The organism is Burkholderia sp. Ax-1719 (genome assembly GCF_011753055.1).
Taxonomy (GTDB): domain Bacteria; phylum Pseudomonadota; class Gammaproteobacteria; order Burkholderiales; family Burkholderiaceae; genus Paraburkholderia.
Window position 1 is genome coordinate 1 of sequence record NZ_VWWJ01000021.1, and the last position, 16024, is coordinate 16024.

Annotated in this window: 12 protein-coding genes and 1 tRNA gene; 10 read left to right on the top strand and 3 right to left on the bottom strand. The window is 64.6% G+C overall.

Annotated elements, in window-relative coordinates:
* From F3J17_RS27220 to guaD, 5 genes are all read left to right on the top strand, one after another.
* Positions 1 to 1025, top strand: a 1025-nt coding sequence (locus F3J17_RS27220) for an amidase (protein WP_167066495.1), incomplete at its 5' end; no start/stop codon positions are given.
* A gap of 136 nt (positions 1026 to 1161) precedes the next feature.
* On the top strand, positions 1162 to 1692 hold the full coding sequence (locus F3J17_RS27225; RefSeq protein ID WP_167066498.1) for a disulfide bond formation protein B: 531 nt from the start codon (positions 1162 to 1164) through the stop codon (positions 1690 to 1692).
* A gap of 472 nt (positions 1693 to 2164) precedes the next feature.
* Positions 2165 to 3265: a xanthine dehydrogenase accessory protein XdhC gene (xdhC, locus tag F3J17_RS27230; RefSeq protein ID WP_167066501.1), complete on the top strand. Its 1101-nt coding sequence runs from the start codon at positions 2165 to 2167 to the stop codon at positions 3263 to 3265.
* A 33-nt stretch (positions 3266 to 3298) separates the two neighbouring features.
* Positions 3299 to 4333, top strand: coding sequence for an adenosine deaminase (locus F3J17_RS27235; protein ID WP_167066504.1), 1035 nt, complete (start codon positions 3299 to 3301; stop codon positions 4331 to 4333).
* Positions 4334 to 4522: 189 nt separating this feature from the next.
* Positions 4523 to 5824 (top strand): guanine deaminase, encoded by a 1302-nt coding sequence (gene guaD / locus F3J17_RS27240; protein WP_167066507.1) that lies wholly within the window; start codon positions 4523 to 4525, stop codon positions 5822 to 5824.
* Between the two features lie 85 nt (positions 5825 to 5909).
* Here the strand turns inward: guaD and F3J17_RS27245 are convergent, their stop codons facing one another.
* Positions 5910 to 6620, bottom strand: a complete 711-nt coding sequence (locus F3J17_RS27245; RefSeq protein WP_167066510.1) for a DUF4136 domain-containing protein — start codon at positions 6618 to 6620, stop codon at positions 5910 to 5912.
* Between the two features lie 348 nt (positions 6621 to 6968).
* Between F3J17_RS27245 and pepN the strand changes: the two genes are divergently transcribed.
* The 3 genes from pepN to F3J17_RS27260 all read left to right on the top strand — a co-directional run bounded on the left by pepN (position 6969) and on the right by F3J17_RS27260 (position 11047).
* The gene (gene pepN / locus F3J17_RS27250) at positions 6969 to 9659 is read left to right on the top strand and encodes an aminopeptidase N (protein WP_167066513.1); all 2691 of its coding nucleotides are present in this window, start codon (positions 6969 to 6971) and stop codon (positions 9657 to 9659) included.
* A 230-nt stretch (positions 9660 to 9889) separates the two neighbouring features.
* A complete protein-coding gene (locus F3J17_RS27255; RefSeq protein ID WP_167066516.1) occupies positions 9890 to 10906 on the top strand; it encodes a class 1 fructose-bisphosphatase in 1017 nt (338 codons plus the stop codon).
* Positions 10907 to 10971: 65 nt separating this feature from the next.
* Positions 10972 to 11047: transfer RNA gene (locus F3J17_RS27260), tRNA-Thr, on the top strand.
* 51 nt (positions 11048 to 11098) lie between these two features.
* Here the strand turns inward: F3J17_RS27260 and F3J17_RS27265 are convergent.
* Positions 11099 to 12943, bottom strand: a complete 1845-nt coding sequence (locus F3J17_RS27265) for a tetratricopeptide repeat protein (protein WP_240161177.1) — start codon at positions 12941 to 12943, stop codon at positions 11099 to 11101.
* A gap of 658 nt (positions 12944 to 13601) precedes the next feature.
* Here F3J17_RS27265 and F3J17_RS27270 point away from each other — a divergent pair.
* Together F3J17_RS27270 and F3J17_RS27275 are read left to right on the top strand one after the other, a co-directional pair.
* Positions 13602 to 13751: a hypothetical protein gene (locus F3J17_RS27270; RefSeq protein WP_167066521.1), complete on the top strand. Its 150-nt coding sequence runs from the start codon at positions 13602 to 13604 to the stop codon at positions 13749 to 13751.
* A gap of 287 nt (positions 13752 to 14038) precedes the next feature.
* Positions 14039 to 14629 (top strand): chorismate mutase, encoded by a 591-nt coding sequence (locus F3J17_RS27275; protein ID WP_167066524.1) that lies wholly within the window; start codon positions 14039 to 14041, stop codon positions 14627 to 14629.
* A gap of 19 nt (positions 14630 to 14648) precedes the next feature.
* Here F3J17_RS27275 and F3J17_RS27280 read toward each other — a convergent pair whose 3' ends face one another.
* Positions 14649 to 15812: an exonuclease domain-containing protein gene (locus F3J17_RS27280; protein WP_167066527.1), complete on the bottom strand. Its 1164-nt coding sequence runs from the start codon at positions 15810 to 15812 to the stop codon at positions 14649 to 14651.
* Positions 15813 to 16024 lie beyond the last annotated feature (212 nt).

The following is a 16024-nucleotide window of genomic DNA, read 5'->3' on the forward strand; positions in this document are numbered from 1 at the left end:
CGGGCGCGGTGCTGGTGGGCCGCACCAATATGAGCGAGTTCGCGTTTTCGGGCCTTGGGCTCAATCCGCACTACGGCACGCCGCTTTCGCCGTGGCAGCGCAGCGTGAAGGGCGATGAACGCGTCGCGGGCGGCTCGTCGTCGGGTGCGGCGGCCTCGGTGGCGGACGGCATGGCCGCCGTCGCGCTCGGCACCGATACCGGCGGCTCGATCCGCATTCCCGCCGCGTTCTGCGGCCTGACCGGCTTCAAGCCCACCGCCGCGCGCATCCCGAAGGCGGGCGGCGTGCCGCTCTCCCCGACGCTCGATTCGTTCGGCCCGATCGGCAATACGGTGGCGTGCTGCGCACTGGTCGATCGCATCCTCGCCGGCCTCGCGCCGCACGTGCCGGCCGCGCGTCATCTCGAAGGCGTGCGCATCGGCGTGTTGACGAATTACGTGACGGACGGCGTCGACCCCGAAGTGGCCGATACCATCGACACCGCGCTCAAACATCTCGACGCCGCAGGCGCAATCGTCAATGAAGTGCGTTTTTCGGCATTCGAGCGCCTGAGCGAGATCAATCGCATCGGCTTTTCGTCGATGGAGGCTTACACGTGGCATCGCGCCTTGATCGCCGGGCATCGCGATCAATACGATCCGCGCGTGCTCGCGCGCATCCTCAAGGGCGAGCCCGCGAGCGCCGCCGACTATCTCGACCTCGTCGCCGCGCGCGCGGCCGTGATGGAGGAAGCGCAGGCAGCGCTCTGGTCGCGCTTCGACGTGGTGATCGCGCCAACGGTGCCGATCGAGCCGCCCGCCGTCGCCCCGCTCGCCGCGGACGACGATGTTTTCGCGCGCACCAACGCGCTCGTGCTGCGCAACCCCAGCGCGTTCAACTTCCTCGATGCCTGCGCGCTTTCCCTGCCGGTCCACCGGCACGGCGCGGCGCCGGTCGGCCTGATGCTGGCCGCCGCACCGTACGCCGACGACGCCTTGCTGGCGATCGGACGCGGCGTGGAGGCCGTGCTCGCGCCGCTGCGCTAGGCGTCTGTAGACCACGCTGGGCGCTCGCCGTGCACTTTCTCGCGACGCCCGGCCTTCGCGCTAGAATCCGGGGCACGCCGTTGCAGCCGCCCCCGCGTGCGCCGCTGCGCCTCCAACCCGAAGAAAACACAACCACATGAACGACGATAACGCGCTATTGCGCCGCGAACGCAGCCTGCTGGTCCTTCTCGGCATCCTCTGCCTCGCGCTGCTCGGCGGCGCACTCTATATGCAGTACGCCGAGCGCCAGGACCCGTGCCCGCTGTGCATCCTGACGCGCTACTTCTTCATCCTGATTGCCGTTTTCGCGTTTCTTGGCGCGCGTTTCACGAGCTGGCGCGGTGTGCGCGCACTCGAAGGGCTGATCGTGATCTCGTCGGTGGGCGGCATCGTCGCCTCCGCGAAACTCGCCTGGGTGCAGGCGTTCCCGAGCTTCAGCTGCGGCTTCGATACGCTGCAGCCCATCGTCGACGCCCTGCCGCCCGCGCACTGGCTGCCGGGCGTCTTCAAGGTTCAGGGCCTGTGCGAAACCACCTATCCGCCGATCCTCGGCCTCACGCTGCCGCTCTGGTCGGTGGTGGCGTTCGTCGTGGTGTTCATCGCGGTGCTGGCGAGCCTGTGGCGTAACCGTCGCCGTCAGGTGTCGTGGCCCGGCATCCGCCGTTAAGCACGGCTTCGTTGTTACAGCGCCGCTCCATCAGCGAGCGGCGCGCCCGCCGCTCTCCCCCGTTTTTCTGTCGTCTTTCTGCTGACGCGGGGCCGGATCAATGCATCATCCGGTCATGGCCGCCGTCACATGACCTCCATTATTCGCAGGGAATAGTTTCCTGGCGCTGTCAGTGTTACATTCGGAACTGGATGGCGATCTACGTGCGCGAGGCCGGCCTGGGCTCGCCCTGGCTCCCCTGCGTAACGCGCGCCTGATCCGCAATGTCTCCTGGGTTTCACATGACAACGCAAACCATCCGATCCGTCCCTCGTGGCGTCGTGCATGAATTTCATGACGCGCCCATCGCAAGTCGCCAGCGCCCAGCGTTCGCGCACGTCCAGCCTCTGCCTGCCATCGACCAGCGTGTGCGCCTCGCGCGCGGCGTTGTGAGCGAGTGCGCCTTCACGGCCGCCGCGTAGGAGAATCGCAGATGCAAGCCTGGGTCACCGATCTTCAGCAATTGCTCGCGCATGGCGACGCCGCCGTGCTCGTCACGGTGGCGCGCGCCGAGGGCTCGGTGCCGCGCGAGGCCGGCACGAAGATGATCGTCACGCGCGAATCGGCGCGTCACACCATTGGCGGCGGACATCTGGAATGGAAGGCCATCGAAATCGCGCGCCAGGTGCTGCGCGACGGCATGCGGCTATCCCACCACGGGCACGCCCGGCGGCTGGAGCGCCTGTCGCTTGGGCCGAGCCTCGGCCAGTGCTGCGGCGGTGCGGTGGTGCTCGCGTTCGAGCGGCTCGATGTGGCCGATCTGGGCTGGCTGGCCACGCTATCGCGCCGGCTCGCCGCAGGCGCGTCGACCGTTCGTAGCGTATCATTCCGCTCCTCGCGGAATGGGGCCGCTTCCAGCACGTCCAGCAATGCCGATGCTGGGGCCGTCATGCTCTCGGAACCGGAGCCGGGCGTCGAATCGCCTGACTGCCTGCTTTGGGAAACCGGCAACACCGGCGGCGATGCCACGCTGCTGCTCACTGAAACCATCGCGCCCAACGATTTTCCCGTCGTGCTGTTCGGTGCGGGCCATGTGGGCGCAGCGCTCGTGCGCGTGCTCGGCACCTTGCCCTGCCGGGTGCGCTGGGTCGATGAGCGCGACGCCGCGTTTCCCTCGCCGGTGGAATTTGCCGCGCTCGGTGCGGCCAATGTCGCGATCGACGCCAGCGATGCGCCCGACGAGGCCGTCGAAGCCGCGCCGCCAGGCAGCAGTTTCATCGTGATGACGCACGACCACGCCCACGATCTCGATCTCGCCGAACGCATCCTGCGCCGCGGCGACTTCGTGTTCTTCGGCATGATCGGCTCGCACAGCAAGCGCCAGCAGTTCGAGCACCGGCTCGCCGCGCGCGGCATCGACCCGATGCAGATCGCGCGCATGAACTGCCCGCTCGGCGTGGACGGCATCGTCGACAAGTCGCCCGAGGTGATCGCGATTTCGGCCGCCGCCCAGTTGCTGCAGGCGATCGAGGCCGCCCGGACGAACGCGCACAGCCATGCGCATGCGTCGGCCGCCCTGCCCCATTCCGCGTGATGTCACCCATCGAATACCTTGACCGACCAGATCATGACCATCACGACTAACCCGCTTGTCCAGAAAGCCTTCGGCGCGCCCAAGTCCGAACTGCATATCCATATCGAAGGCTCGCTTGAGCCCGAGCTGATCTTCGCGCTCGCCCAGCGCAACAACGTCACGCTCGCCTACGAGTCGATCGACGCCCTGCGCGCGGCATACGCGTTCACCGATCTGCAGTCGTTCCTCGACATCTATTACGCGGGCGCGAGCGTGCTGCTGCACGAGCAGGACTTCTACGACATGACGATGGCCTACTGCGAGCGCGCGCTCGCGGACAACGTCGTGCACACCGAAATTTTCTTCGATCCGCAGACGCACACCGAGCGTGGCGTGTCGATCGACACCGTGGTCGCGGGCATCGACCGAGCGCTCGCCGACGCTGAAAAGCGCGGCCTCACGAGCAAGCTGATCCTGTGTTTCCTGCGCCATCTGAGCGAAGACGATGCGCTCGCGACGTGGGAAGCCGCGCTGCCGGTGTTCGACCGCTATCCGCGCATGATCGGCGTGGGTCTGGATTCGTCGGAGCGCGGTCATCCGCCTTCGAAGTTCGAGCGCGTGTTCGAGAAGGCGCGCGCCAAGGGCCTCAAGCTCGTCGCCCATGCGGGCGAGGAAGGCCCGCCGGCCTACATTTACGAAGCGCTTGATCTGCTCAAGGTCGATCGCGTCGATCACGGCGTGCGCAGCATCGAGGACGCGGCGCTCGTCACGCGTCTGGCGGATTCGCGCGTCGCGCTGACCGTCTGCCCGCTGTCGAACACCAAGCTCTGCGTATTTGACGACATGACCCAGCACACGCTCAAGCAACTGCTGGATCAAGGCGTGGCGGTCACGATCAATTCCGACGATCCGGCCTACTTCGGCGGCTACGTCAACGAGAACTACAGCGCGATCATCGAAGCGCTGAAGCTCGACGATCAAGAGGTTTATACGGTTCTGCGCAATGGCTTCGAGGCGTCGTTCGTGAGGCCGGAAGAACGCGCCGCGCTGATCGCGAAGCTCGATCAGTACTGGAGCGCCGCGGCTTAATACGCGCAGGACGTTTTAGCCCGAGTCTTTCCCATCACGGCCCCACGCGCATGCGTCGGGCCGGGGGATCGCTCGCGCCCAATTTTTGCGCGCCGCGTTTTCAGGAGCGGCGCGTGCAGCGCGCGCCAACCATGAAGCGCGTGAGCATCCTGCGCCTGCATACCTGAAATTTTCGGAGACGATGTTCCCATGACTCAATCGGCTTTTCGCGCACAACTCCTGACGTTCACCGGCGACCCCGCGCAGTCGCCCGATGCGGCCCAATTCCATGAGGACGGCGTCGTGATCGTCGAGGATGGCCGCGTCAGCGCGTCCGGCGACTGGTCGGCGCTCAAGGATCGTGTGCACGAAGGCGCGACGGTGCACGACCTGCGCGACAAGCTGATCGTGCCGGGCTTCATCGACACGCACATCCACTACCCGCAGACCGACATGATCGCGTCGCCAGCGCCAGGCCTGCTGCCGTGGCTGGAGACCTATACGTTCCCGACCGAGCGCGGTTTCGAAAACGAGGCGGTGGCGCAGGACACAGCAAACTTTTTCGTCGACGAACTGCTCAAGAGCGGCACCACCACGGCGCTGGTCTATTGCACGGTGCACAAGCAGTCCGCCGATGCGCTCTTCACGGCCAGCGAGGCGAAGAATCTGCGCATGGTCGCGGGCAAGGTGCTGATGGATCGCCACTGCCCCGAATTCCTGCGCGACACGCCGCAGACCGGCTACGACGACAGCGCGGAACTGATCGGCCGCTGGCACAACAAGGGCCGCCAGATGTACGCGCTCACGCCGCGCTTCGCGCCGACTTCCACGGAAGCGCAGCTCGAAGCCTGCGCGGCGCTGGCCAAAGAGCACGGCGACATCTTTATCCAGAGCCACGTCGCGGAAAATCTCGACGAGGTGAAGTGGGTCAAGGAACTGTTCCCGCGTCAGCGCAGCTATCTGGATGTCTACGATCGTTATGGCCTGCTGCGTCGGCGCGCGGTGTACGGCCACTGCATCTGGCTCGACGAGGAAGATCGTCGGCGTATGGCTGAAACCGGCACGGTCGCGGCGCACTGCCCCACGTCGAACCTGTTCCTCGGCAGCGGTTTGTTCGACTTCGACAAGGCCAACGAGTCGCAGATGCCCGTGACGCTCGCCACCGACGTGGGCGGCGGCACGTCGTTCTCGATGCTGCAAACCATGAACGAAGCGCACAAGGTCGCGCGCATGGGCGGCCATCATCTGACCGCCACGCGCATGTTCTGGCTCGCCACGGCGGGCGCGGCGCAGGCGCTCGATCTCGCCGACAAGATCGGCACGCTCGCGCCGCAATCGGAAGCCGACTTCGTCGTGCTGGACCCGAAGGCCACGCCGCTGCTCGCGCGCCGCACCGCGCGCGCGGAGTCGCTCGAAGAACTGCTGTTCGCGCTGGCGCTGCTCGGCGACGATCGCGCCGTGTTCGAGACGTATGCGGCGGGTGCGCGCGTGCATAGCCGCGACGCGGCTTAAGAACGCAGCAGAAACGCTCGGCTTCAATGCGAAGCGCGCCGGACTGGGAGGTCCGGCGCGCTTTTTTTACGCCTGGTGAGTCGCCTTATTTCGCCGGCGCGGCGGCGGCAGACGGCGGCATCGCCGCGGCTGGCGCGGCTGGCGAGGCTGGCGCGGCACCCGGCGCTTCATTCGGCGCCCCGCCGTTCTTGTCGACCGGCAGTTTCACCTGCGTCACCGTGCCGTTCTGCAACGGGAAGTTGGCGAGCGCGCTGCGCACCAGATACGGCATCACGCGCACGAGCGAAGGATCGTCGCCCGAGGCGCGCGCGGAGACGTTATAGAGCTCCTTGCCCGAGGCCTTGTCCGTGATGCGGATCGCCAGCACGTGCGAATAGACCGGATAGCTCTGGTTCACATAGGCCGGACCGTACGGACCCCACGGGCCCCACGGATTGAACGGCCCCCAGTACGGGCTCGGCCACGGGTTGTAGAACACGGGCTGGGCGACCGTCACCGTGTCCATACGGCTGCCGTAGGCGAGACCCACGAGATAGTGAGCCCTCGCATCGGGCACCTGATGGAACGCCTGGGTCGAAAGACCATCGGCGACCAGGTTTTCATAGGTCGATTGTTCGATGCTGTGCTGCTGGTCGGGGTTGCGCGTGAACGCATAGGTGCGCGTGGCGTCGCTGCCGCCTTCCCACGCGGAAAACGCCGTCACCTGGCTGGTCACGTAGGTCGTACAGCCGGACAGCGTCACGGCAAGCGCGGCCAGCATCAGCAGGGCGCGGCGGGTCCATCGGTCGGGCATCATGGTCTTCTCTTGCATTCTTGCCAGTGGTTGTGAAAGCGCAGTCGTGGGGGCCGCCTCTTCCGGTACGAATCTGCCGCAGCGTTTATTCCATCGGGCGGGCGTCGCTGGGTGTTTTTTTGCAGGATTCTTTCGCGCTCCGAACGGCTTCCCGGGTATGCGCAATGCGATACGCCAGGCCCGATCATACTGACTCGCGCCCCGTCGTGAAAGTTCGCGCCGCGCCACCCTCCGGACAAGCCGCCCGAGCCTTTGTACAATGGGACGACCGGCCGCCTCGCGCAACACGGGCAAGACGCCCAGCAGGCGGCCCCCAGACTCCGACGACCCGACGTTTCCCCGCACGAGACCATGTCCGATACTGCTACGCCTACCGTGATCCGCCGCGAAGACTACGCGCCGCCCGCCTTCCTGATCGATACCGTCGATCTCGAATTCGATCTCGTGCCCGAGCGCACTATCGTCAAAAGCACGCTGGTCGTGCGCCGCAACCCGGACGCCCGCCACGCCGCGCATCTCGAACTGATGGGCGAGCAACTGGAATTCATCGGCGCGGCCATCGACGGCCAGCCCTGGGAGCAGGTGCGCGCGCACGAGCACGGCCTGACGGTCGAAAACGTGCCCGACACCTTCACGCTCACGCTCACCGGCGCGTGCGATCCGGCGGCCAACACCACGCTCTCCGGCCTGTATGTGTCGAGCGGCAACTTCTTCACGCAGTGCGAAGCGGAAGGTTTCCGTCGCATCACCTGGTTCCTCGACCGTCCGGACGTCATGTCCACCTACACGGTCACGCTGCGCGCGGACAAAACCTCGTACCCGGTGCTGCTCTCGAACGGCAACCTGATCGCCGAAGGCGATCTGCCCGACGGCCGCCATTATGCGAAATGGGAAGACCCGTTCCGCAAGCCGAGCTATCTGTTCGCGCTGGTCGCAGGCAAGCTGGTGGCGCTGGAAGAGCGCATCAAGAGCGGTTCGGGCAAGGAAAAGCTGCTGCAAGTGTGGGTCGAACCGCATGACCTCGACAAGACGCGTCACGCGATGGATTCGCTGATCCACTCGATCCGCTGGGACGAGTCGCGCTTTGGCCTCGAACTCGATCTCGATCGCTTCATGATCGTCGCCGTGAGCGACTTCAATATGGGCGCGATGGAGAACAAGGGGCTCAACATCTTCAACACGAAGTACGTGCTGGCGAACCCCGAAACGGCCACCGATGTCGACTTCGCCAATATCGAAGCCGTGGTCGGCCACGAATACTTCCACAACTGGACCGGCAATCGCGTGACCTGCCGCGACTGGTTCCAGTTGAGCCTGAAGGAAGGCTTGACGGTGTTCCGCGACCAGGAATTCTCGGCGGCGATGTCGGGCGGCGACGAAAACGAAGCGGCGCGCGCCACCAAGCGCATCGAGGACGTGCGCGTGCTGCGCCAGATGCAGTTCGCCGAAGACGCGGGCCCGATGGCGCATCCGGTGCGCCCCGAAAGCTACGTCGAGATCAACAACTTCTACACGATGACGGTCTACGAGAAAGGCTCGGAAGTCGTGCGGATGTATCAGACGCTGTTTGGCCGCGACGGCTTCCGCAAGGGCATGGACCTGTACTTCCAGCGCCACGACGGCCAGGCCGTGACCTGCGACGATTTCCGCGCCGCGATGGCCGACGCCAATGGCCGCGACCTCGCGCAATTCGAGCGCTGGTACAGCCAGGCGGGCACGCCACGCGTGAGCGTGACGACGCACTACGATGCGGCGGCAAAGCGCTACAGCGTGACGCTCTCGCAGGGTTATGCGAACGGCTCGCCCGCCGCGCGCGAAACGCAGAAGGGAGCGTTGCTGATTCCGTTTGCGATCGGTTTGATCGGGCCGGACGGCCGCGATCTGCCGCTCAAGCTCGAAGGCGAAAGCGCATCGCACGGCACCACGCGCGTGCTCGAAGTGACGGAAACGCAGCAGACCTTCACCTTCGTCGATGTCGAGGCGAAGCCCCTGCCCTCGCTCCTGCGCAACTTCTCCGCGCCGGTGATCGTCGAGTACGACTACGGCAACGACGAGCTGGCCTTCCTGCTCGCGCACGACAGCGATCCGTTCAACCGCTGGGAAGCGGGTCAGCGTCTGGCCACGCGCGAACTGCTCGCGCTGGCCACGCGTGCGTCCGCCGGTCAGCCGCTCGAAGCCAACGATGCGCTCGTGCAGGCCTTCAGCCGCGTGCTGACCGATACGTCGCTGTCGCCGTCGTTCCGCGAACTCGCGCTGATGCTGCCGTCGGAAACGTACCTGGCCGAGCAGATGGCGGAATCGGATCCGGCCGCCGTGCACGCCGCGCGCCAGTTCGTGCGCAAGCGTCTGGCGACGGCGCTCAAGGCCGAATGGCTTGCCGCCTATCAGGCGAACCTCACGCCGGGCGCCTATGAGCCGACGCCGGAAGCGGCCGGTCATCGCGGTCTGAAGAACCTCGCGCTCTCGTACCTCAGCGAGCTCGACGATCCCGCCGACGCCGTGCGCCTCGCCACCGCCCAGTACGACGCCGCCAACAACATGACCGATCGCGCGGCGGCGCTGTCGGCGCTGATGAACGCCTCGGCGGCCACCGGCGCGGGTTACGCGAAGAAGGCGCTGGAGGACTTCTACGCGCGCTTCGAGAAAGAGCCGCTCGTGATCGACAAGTGGTTCTCGCTCCAGGCCACGCAGCGCGGCACGGCGCAACGTCCGGTGATCGACACGGTGCGCGCGCTGATGCGCCATCCGGCCTTCAATCTGAAGAATCCGAACCGTGCGCGCTCGCTGATTTTCAGCTTCTGCGCGGCCAATCCGGCGCAATTCCACGCCGCCGACGGTTCGGGCTACGCGTTCTGGGCCGAACAGGTGATCGCGCTCGACGCCATCAATCCGCAGGTGGCCGCGCGTCTGGCCCGCAATCTCGAACTGTGGCGCCGCTTCACGCCCGCCCTGCGCGACAAGATGCGCGCCGCGCTCGAACAGGTCGCCGCACGCGTGAAATCGCGCGACGTGCGCGAGATCGTGGAAAAGGCGCTCGCCTGACGATGGCGTGATGCGCTGAGCGCAGCGAAACGAGCCGGCCCTGCGAACTTCGCAGCGCCGGCTTTTTTTCGTACTTTTTTTCGAATATTTTTAGCCAGCGCGCAGTTGCCAACATGCCGGCCTCGCCCGCCAGGCCACGCGCCAACGGCTTTTTTACAGCTTTGCGCACCGGGCAGTCACAGCCCAGCGGGTAGAATTGCGCTATTCCCCAAGCTCCCCGGAGTAATGCAATGGCTTTGCACCGTCGTACCACTCTCACGAAATACCTGATCGAGCAGCAGCGCGAACATAAGAATCTGCCCGCCGATCTGCGTCTGTTGATCGAAGTCGTCGCCCGCGCGTGCAAGGCGATCAGCTTCAACGTCAGCAAGGGCGCGCTCGGCGATGCGCTCGGCACCGCCGGCAGCGAAAACGTCCAGGGCGAAGTGCAGAAGAACCTCGACATCCTGTCGAACGAAATCCTGCTCGACGCCAACGAATGGGGCGGCAACCTCGCGGCGATGGCTTCCGAAGAAATGGAAACCTTCTTCCCGATCCCCGCCAACTATCCGAAGGGCGAATACCTGCTGGTGTTCGATCCGCTCGACGGCTCGTCGAACATCGACGTCAACGTGTCGATCGGCACGATCTTCTCGGTGCTGCGCTGCCCGGACGGCAAGCAGGCCACCGAAGAATCGTTCCTGCAGCCCGGCACGCAGCAGGTTGCAGCCGGTTACGCCGTGTATGGCCCGCAAACCGTGCTCGTGCTCACGACCGGCAACGGCGTGAACTGCTTCACGCTCGATCGCGAGCTGGGTTCGTGGGTGCTCACGCAGAGCAATATGCGCATTCCGGAAGACACGCGCGAATACGCGATCAACGCATCGAACGCGCGCCACTGGTATGAGCCGGTCCAGAAGTACATCGGCGAACTGAACGAAGGCAAGGACGGCCCGCGCGGCGAAAACTTCAATATGCGCTGGATCGCTTCGATGGTCGCGGACGTGCACCGTATCCTGAATCGCGGCGGCATTTTCATGTACCCGGCCGACAAGCGCGATCCGTCCAAGCCGGGCAAGCTGCGTCTGATGTACGAAGCGAACCCGATGTCGTTCATCGTCGAGCAGGCGGGCGGCGTGGCGACCAATGGCGAAGACCGCATTCTCGACATCCAGCCGACCAGCCTGCATGAGCGCGTCGCGGTGTTCCTCGGCTCGAAGAACGAGGTTGAGCGCGTCACCCGCTATCACCACGAAGCGAAAAAGTAAAAAGATGCAGAAAGTGCTTGCGTTCTTCTGAGCACTTTCCTATAATCTTTCTTCTCTGATGTGCGGCCGGAATAGCTCAGACGGTAGAGCAGCGCATTCGTAATGCGAAGGTCGGGGGTTCGATTCCTCTTTCCGGCACCACCAAAGTTTCAACAAAAAGCCCAGTCTCTGACTGGGCTTTTTGCTTTGCGGCTAGCGTTTCGCTGACTTGTTCGCGTCAACGTCCGCGACCCACTGCGCCAGTGCTTCGCGCATCTCATCCAGCACCGGCCCCCATTGCCCCAATTCACGCTGCCTGAAGAGCCGCACCGACGGATACCACGGGCTGTCGGCGCGAGCCGCCATCCAGCGCCAATCCGTGCAGGCCGGCAGCAACACCCAGACCGGCACGCCGGACGCCGCAGCCACATGCGCAACCGATGTATCGACGGTCACCACCAGATCGAGCGACTGCACGATCGCAAGCGTGTCCTCGAAGGTGGCGATCTGCTCGCCGAGCGCTGTCATGTCGATAGCGGGCGGCAACGTATCGAGCGCGCGCTGCGCCCCGCCCTTCTGCAACGCAAACCACGACACACCCGGCTGCGCGAGGACCGGAATCAACGTGTCGATCGCCATCGACCGATATCGATCAAGCAGATATTCAGGGTTGCCTGCCCACACCAGCCCGGCACGCAGCACACCGGAGCGCGCCGGCGACAGCGAGTCGAGTCGCGTGCGCCAGCGTGCGACTGCCTGCGCAGGCGCCTGCAGATAGGGCATCGCAACGGGAAGGTCGCCCAAGCCGAGCTTCATATGCTCGGGCGCGCGAAACATGCGGCACCAGAAGTCGTATTCTCCGCGCGGCAGGCTATCGAAGACTTCACGTACGCCCCTGGCGCAGCGCGTCACGCCAACGATGGCCGCATCCGCCCAGACATCGACCACTGCACCCGCGCGATGCAGCCAGTCGGCGCAGCGCAATAACTGGATCTGGTCGCCCAGACCCTGCTCGCCGACCAGCAAAATGCGCTTGCCCGCGACGGGCTCACCGGCCCACTCGGCAAAGGGTGGCCGTACGAGCGTGCTGTTTTCGGGCAGACGCTCATGCCATGCGTACTGCTTCCATCCGGCCTCGAACAAGCCTTCGCGCAACAGCGAAACGGCCAGATTGAACTGGATAGGCGCGTCATCGGGCGCGAGCCTGGCGGCCTCGACGTTGTGCTGATGCATGGCGGCGAAGTCACCTCGCATGTGCGACGCGTAGGCCGCGTTGTGATGCAGCAGCGCCAGCGATGGATCGACGCTGAGACCTTGCTTCGACACATCGAGCGCAAGATCGAAGCGATCGAGTTGGTTCAACGCGAAAGCGAGTTCCTTGAGGGCGTAGGCGTCGGCGGCAAATTCGGTGCGCAGTTGCGCGATCAGCGCATCGGCCTCTTCCCGGCGATCGAGCCGCGACACCAGCTTGAGCAAGTCGAGTCCGTCGGTCAGGCGTGCGCCGCCAAGCTGGAACGCCTGCTTCAGATAGCGCCCGGCGGCTTCGTCGTGGCCGGCTTCGAGGCTGAGATCGGCCAGACGGCGCGCCGCGTGATGCAGCGCCGGATCGAGCGCGAGCGCTTTCTCATAGTGATGGCGCGCGTCGGCCCGGCGCCCCGACAACTTGAGCACATCGGCGAGATTGCGATGCAACGTGGACGTGCTGCCGGCCAGCGCCAGCGCGCGGCGATAGGCCGCTTCCGCAGCTTCATGCTCCCCCGCGAGCGCCGCCATCAGCCCGCCGTGCTCCCAAAGCTGCGCATTGTTGGGCGAAATGCGGATCGCGCGATCGAGATAACCGCGCGCGTCGGCCGCGCGCCCCGAGCGCATGCAGGCGAGCGCCATACGGTGCAACGCAACGGGTTGATCAGGTTCGAGCGCCAGCAGGCGTTCATATTGCTGGATGGCCTCGTCGTTGCGACCAGCGGCGAAGTGTCTGTCAGCGAGGGCGAGCTGTTCAGGCGGCGAAGGATCGCCAGCGACCTGAGCACGAGGCGCGATTTCAGTGGAGTTCATCATCGAGGGGCAGAAGCTGTGGGTGGACGTCTTACGATCTTTTGAAGATAACGAAAGGCGACCGCGCTTCGAATCGGACGGATCCGAAAACCCACTCAACTGCTAACGTGCATGTAAGACGATCTGCGAACCATTCTCATTTTTCTGCGCATTCGTCTGGTATCTCTCGCCCTCACTTAAATTCACGTGCACACGCCTTCCCTTGCTTTTAATCAGCGACATGCGAAGAAACCCCCGCTTACATACTTTTAATTGTGTTAACTGTGCACGAGTCAACGATTACGCATAATCGTCCGTTCTAGTGGAAGAGCGAGGATTTTGGCGGCATGAACGAGAGCGGAATTTGCGGCGTTGCCCACCGTGCGGCTGGCCTGGCCGGCCTCAGGCCAGCCCCGACGGGCGCGGCATCTGTCGCCAGGAAGTGCGGCAGTGCAACACGTCGATGCGCCACGCAACGCCCAATGCAAAAAGCCCTCGACTCAATGCGAGGGCTTCGGCGGTATTAACCCGCTAACTGAATAAGTATATTCCTGCTCGCTTAATAAATCCGCTTCCTGTGCGAATAAAGCAACACACGCACCTGAAAAGCACTTTTACGTTTGGCGCTACTAGCGTGCCTGAAGCGCTGAGTCGGATAATCGCCTTACACAGGAGAAAGATCATGGACGCCAAACCGCCAAGGATTCCGACCCCGGACCAAGTCTTCAGCCCGGATCCGGAACCGGTGGCCGTTGAGTTTCTCGGCGATGAATTGCCCGCACATGTCCGGGCATTTCTCGACGAGCAACGCAAGGCACACGAACAGCAGTAATGGCAAAGCGCGTTGGCGCTAACGGGGCAGTGAGTTCGGCGGTCAGTTTCGACCGCCGCGGTTGTCTGCGCACGAACGCCGCACCACGGTCGCGTGGCGCGGAGTTTTCGTTGCGCGCTTCAGATCGCGGTTGCCAACGTTAAATACGCACGTCGCGTCCTAGCGCGTGCCGTTCAAGCTCGCCGGTGCGTTGCGCTGTGTAATCACAACACGATACGGCGCCTGATAACCGGCTATCCTTCGCTTTTCTCCTCGCGGCCAGCCGGCCTTCATCCAGTCCACACGCAATGACTTTTCGCTTTCGCGCGCTCGCGTCCTGCGCCGCCGCCCTGCTCTTTTCCTTGCCTGCCGTTTCGGCTCATGCCGACGGCGACGATACTTCCCTCACCAATCTCGTCGCACTCGTCTCGCAACGCCTCGCGCTGGCAGAACCCGTTGCGCAATGGAAGTGGCTGAATCACAAGCCGATCACCGATACACCGCGCGAAAACGCCCTACTCGTCGACGTGCAGAAGCGCGCCACGGCTGCGGGCGTCGATCCGTCGTTCGCGCGCGCATTCTTCCGCGATCAGATCGATGCGAGTACGCAGGTTCAGCAGGCGCTGTTTGCCAACTGGCGCAATTCGCAGGCGCCCAGCGCTCCGGCGCCGGACCTCGCGAGCGTCACGCGTCCGCAACTCGATCGTCTGACGGGCCAGTTGATCGGCGCGCTCGCACGCGTGCAGCCCACGCGCACAGCCGATGACTGCCCGGCGCGCGTGGCGCGGGCTGTCGCAAACTGGAAGGAGTTGACGCGCTACGACTCCACGCGCGCGGACGCCATGACACGTGCGCTCGGCCATGTGTGCGAAGCAGGCGGCGTGGGCGGCACCGCCTGATATGCTGGAGGGCCGCCGTTCAGACCGCGCTCGCGACACCCTCGGTCGCAAGCGGTTCGAGCGGCTGCACGCGCAGGCCGCGATCGAGCCGCGTCTGCAGGATTTTCCACGTGGTGAGTTCGAACGGCGCTTCCGCAGCGCTCGCCGACGCGGCCAGCGTGGCCGCCTCCGCCGCACTCGCCGCCGCACCGAGATAGCACCAGCGGTCGATCACATGAAATACCGTCGTGCCACGCACGGCGTCCTGCTCTTCAATCAACACCGCCGAGCCAAACGGCCAGGGCGCGGAAACGGGATCGAGCTTCGAAGCGCGCACCGCCCGGTTGAACGACGGACGCATTTGCGCGAGCCAACGCGCTTCCACCAGCAACGCACCGATCTCGCCGCCCGTCGCCTGCCACTCGACGCGACGGATGAGTTGCGCCATACGTTGCTCGCGCGACGACCTGCGCTCGCCCGACAAATGCGAGCGCACACGCTGACGCACGCGCACGCTGCGTCCTACATATAGAGGGGCGTCGTTTTCGCCAAAGAAAGCGTAGACGCCATGCCCCGCCGGCGCGGTTTCGATCAGATCGTCGGTGATGTCGCCTGCGAGACGATGGCGGCGCGTAAGACGCTCGATCTGTGTGGCGAGCATCTCGTCGGGCACGAGACCGGGCAGGCGTTGCCAGAATTGCCAGAGCAGATCGGCATCGGCCAGCGCGCGGTGACGGTCGGCAGCCACCAGCGCGTGACGCTCGACCAGCGCATCGAGTCCATGCCGCTTCTCAGCGGGAAAGAGCGCGCGCGACAGCCGCACCGTGCAGAGCACGTCGGGATTGAACGTCAACCCGGCGCGTTCGAACTCGGCGCGCAGGAAACCCCGGTCGAAGCTCGCGTTGTGGGCGACGAAAAGCTTGCCTTCGAGGCGCTCGAACAGCGCGGGGGCGATGTCGGCGAAAGTCGGGGCGCCCCGCACCATGGCATCGCTGATGCCGGTGAGTTGCTGGATAAAGGGCGGAATCGGTTGTTGCGGGTCGACCAGCGAACTCCAGCGCGTGGCCTGCCCATTCATCACCTCGACGATGCCGACTTCGGTGATGCGGTGTTCGCCCACCGAGCCTCCCGTCGTTTCAAGATCAACAAAGACGAGGGGGACGTCGCCGGACGGCTGTTCGGCGCTCAAGAAGGTGTCGGACATGATGCAGCGGTAGAGCGAAGAGAAGAAATCGGCCCAAGTATGCACCGTTTGGGCAAAGCGCGCAGCGTTTTCACGAGGCCGACCGCTTTCGAGATTGCATTTTAATGACGCGATTGACGATTTTTTTGAATTGGGGTTTTCCCGTTAAAACCCGGTTGTTATAAAAAACTCCACTCGTCTTTTACGGCCACGTTTTACGCCAGAAACAAAAA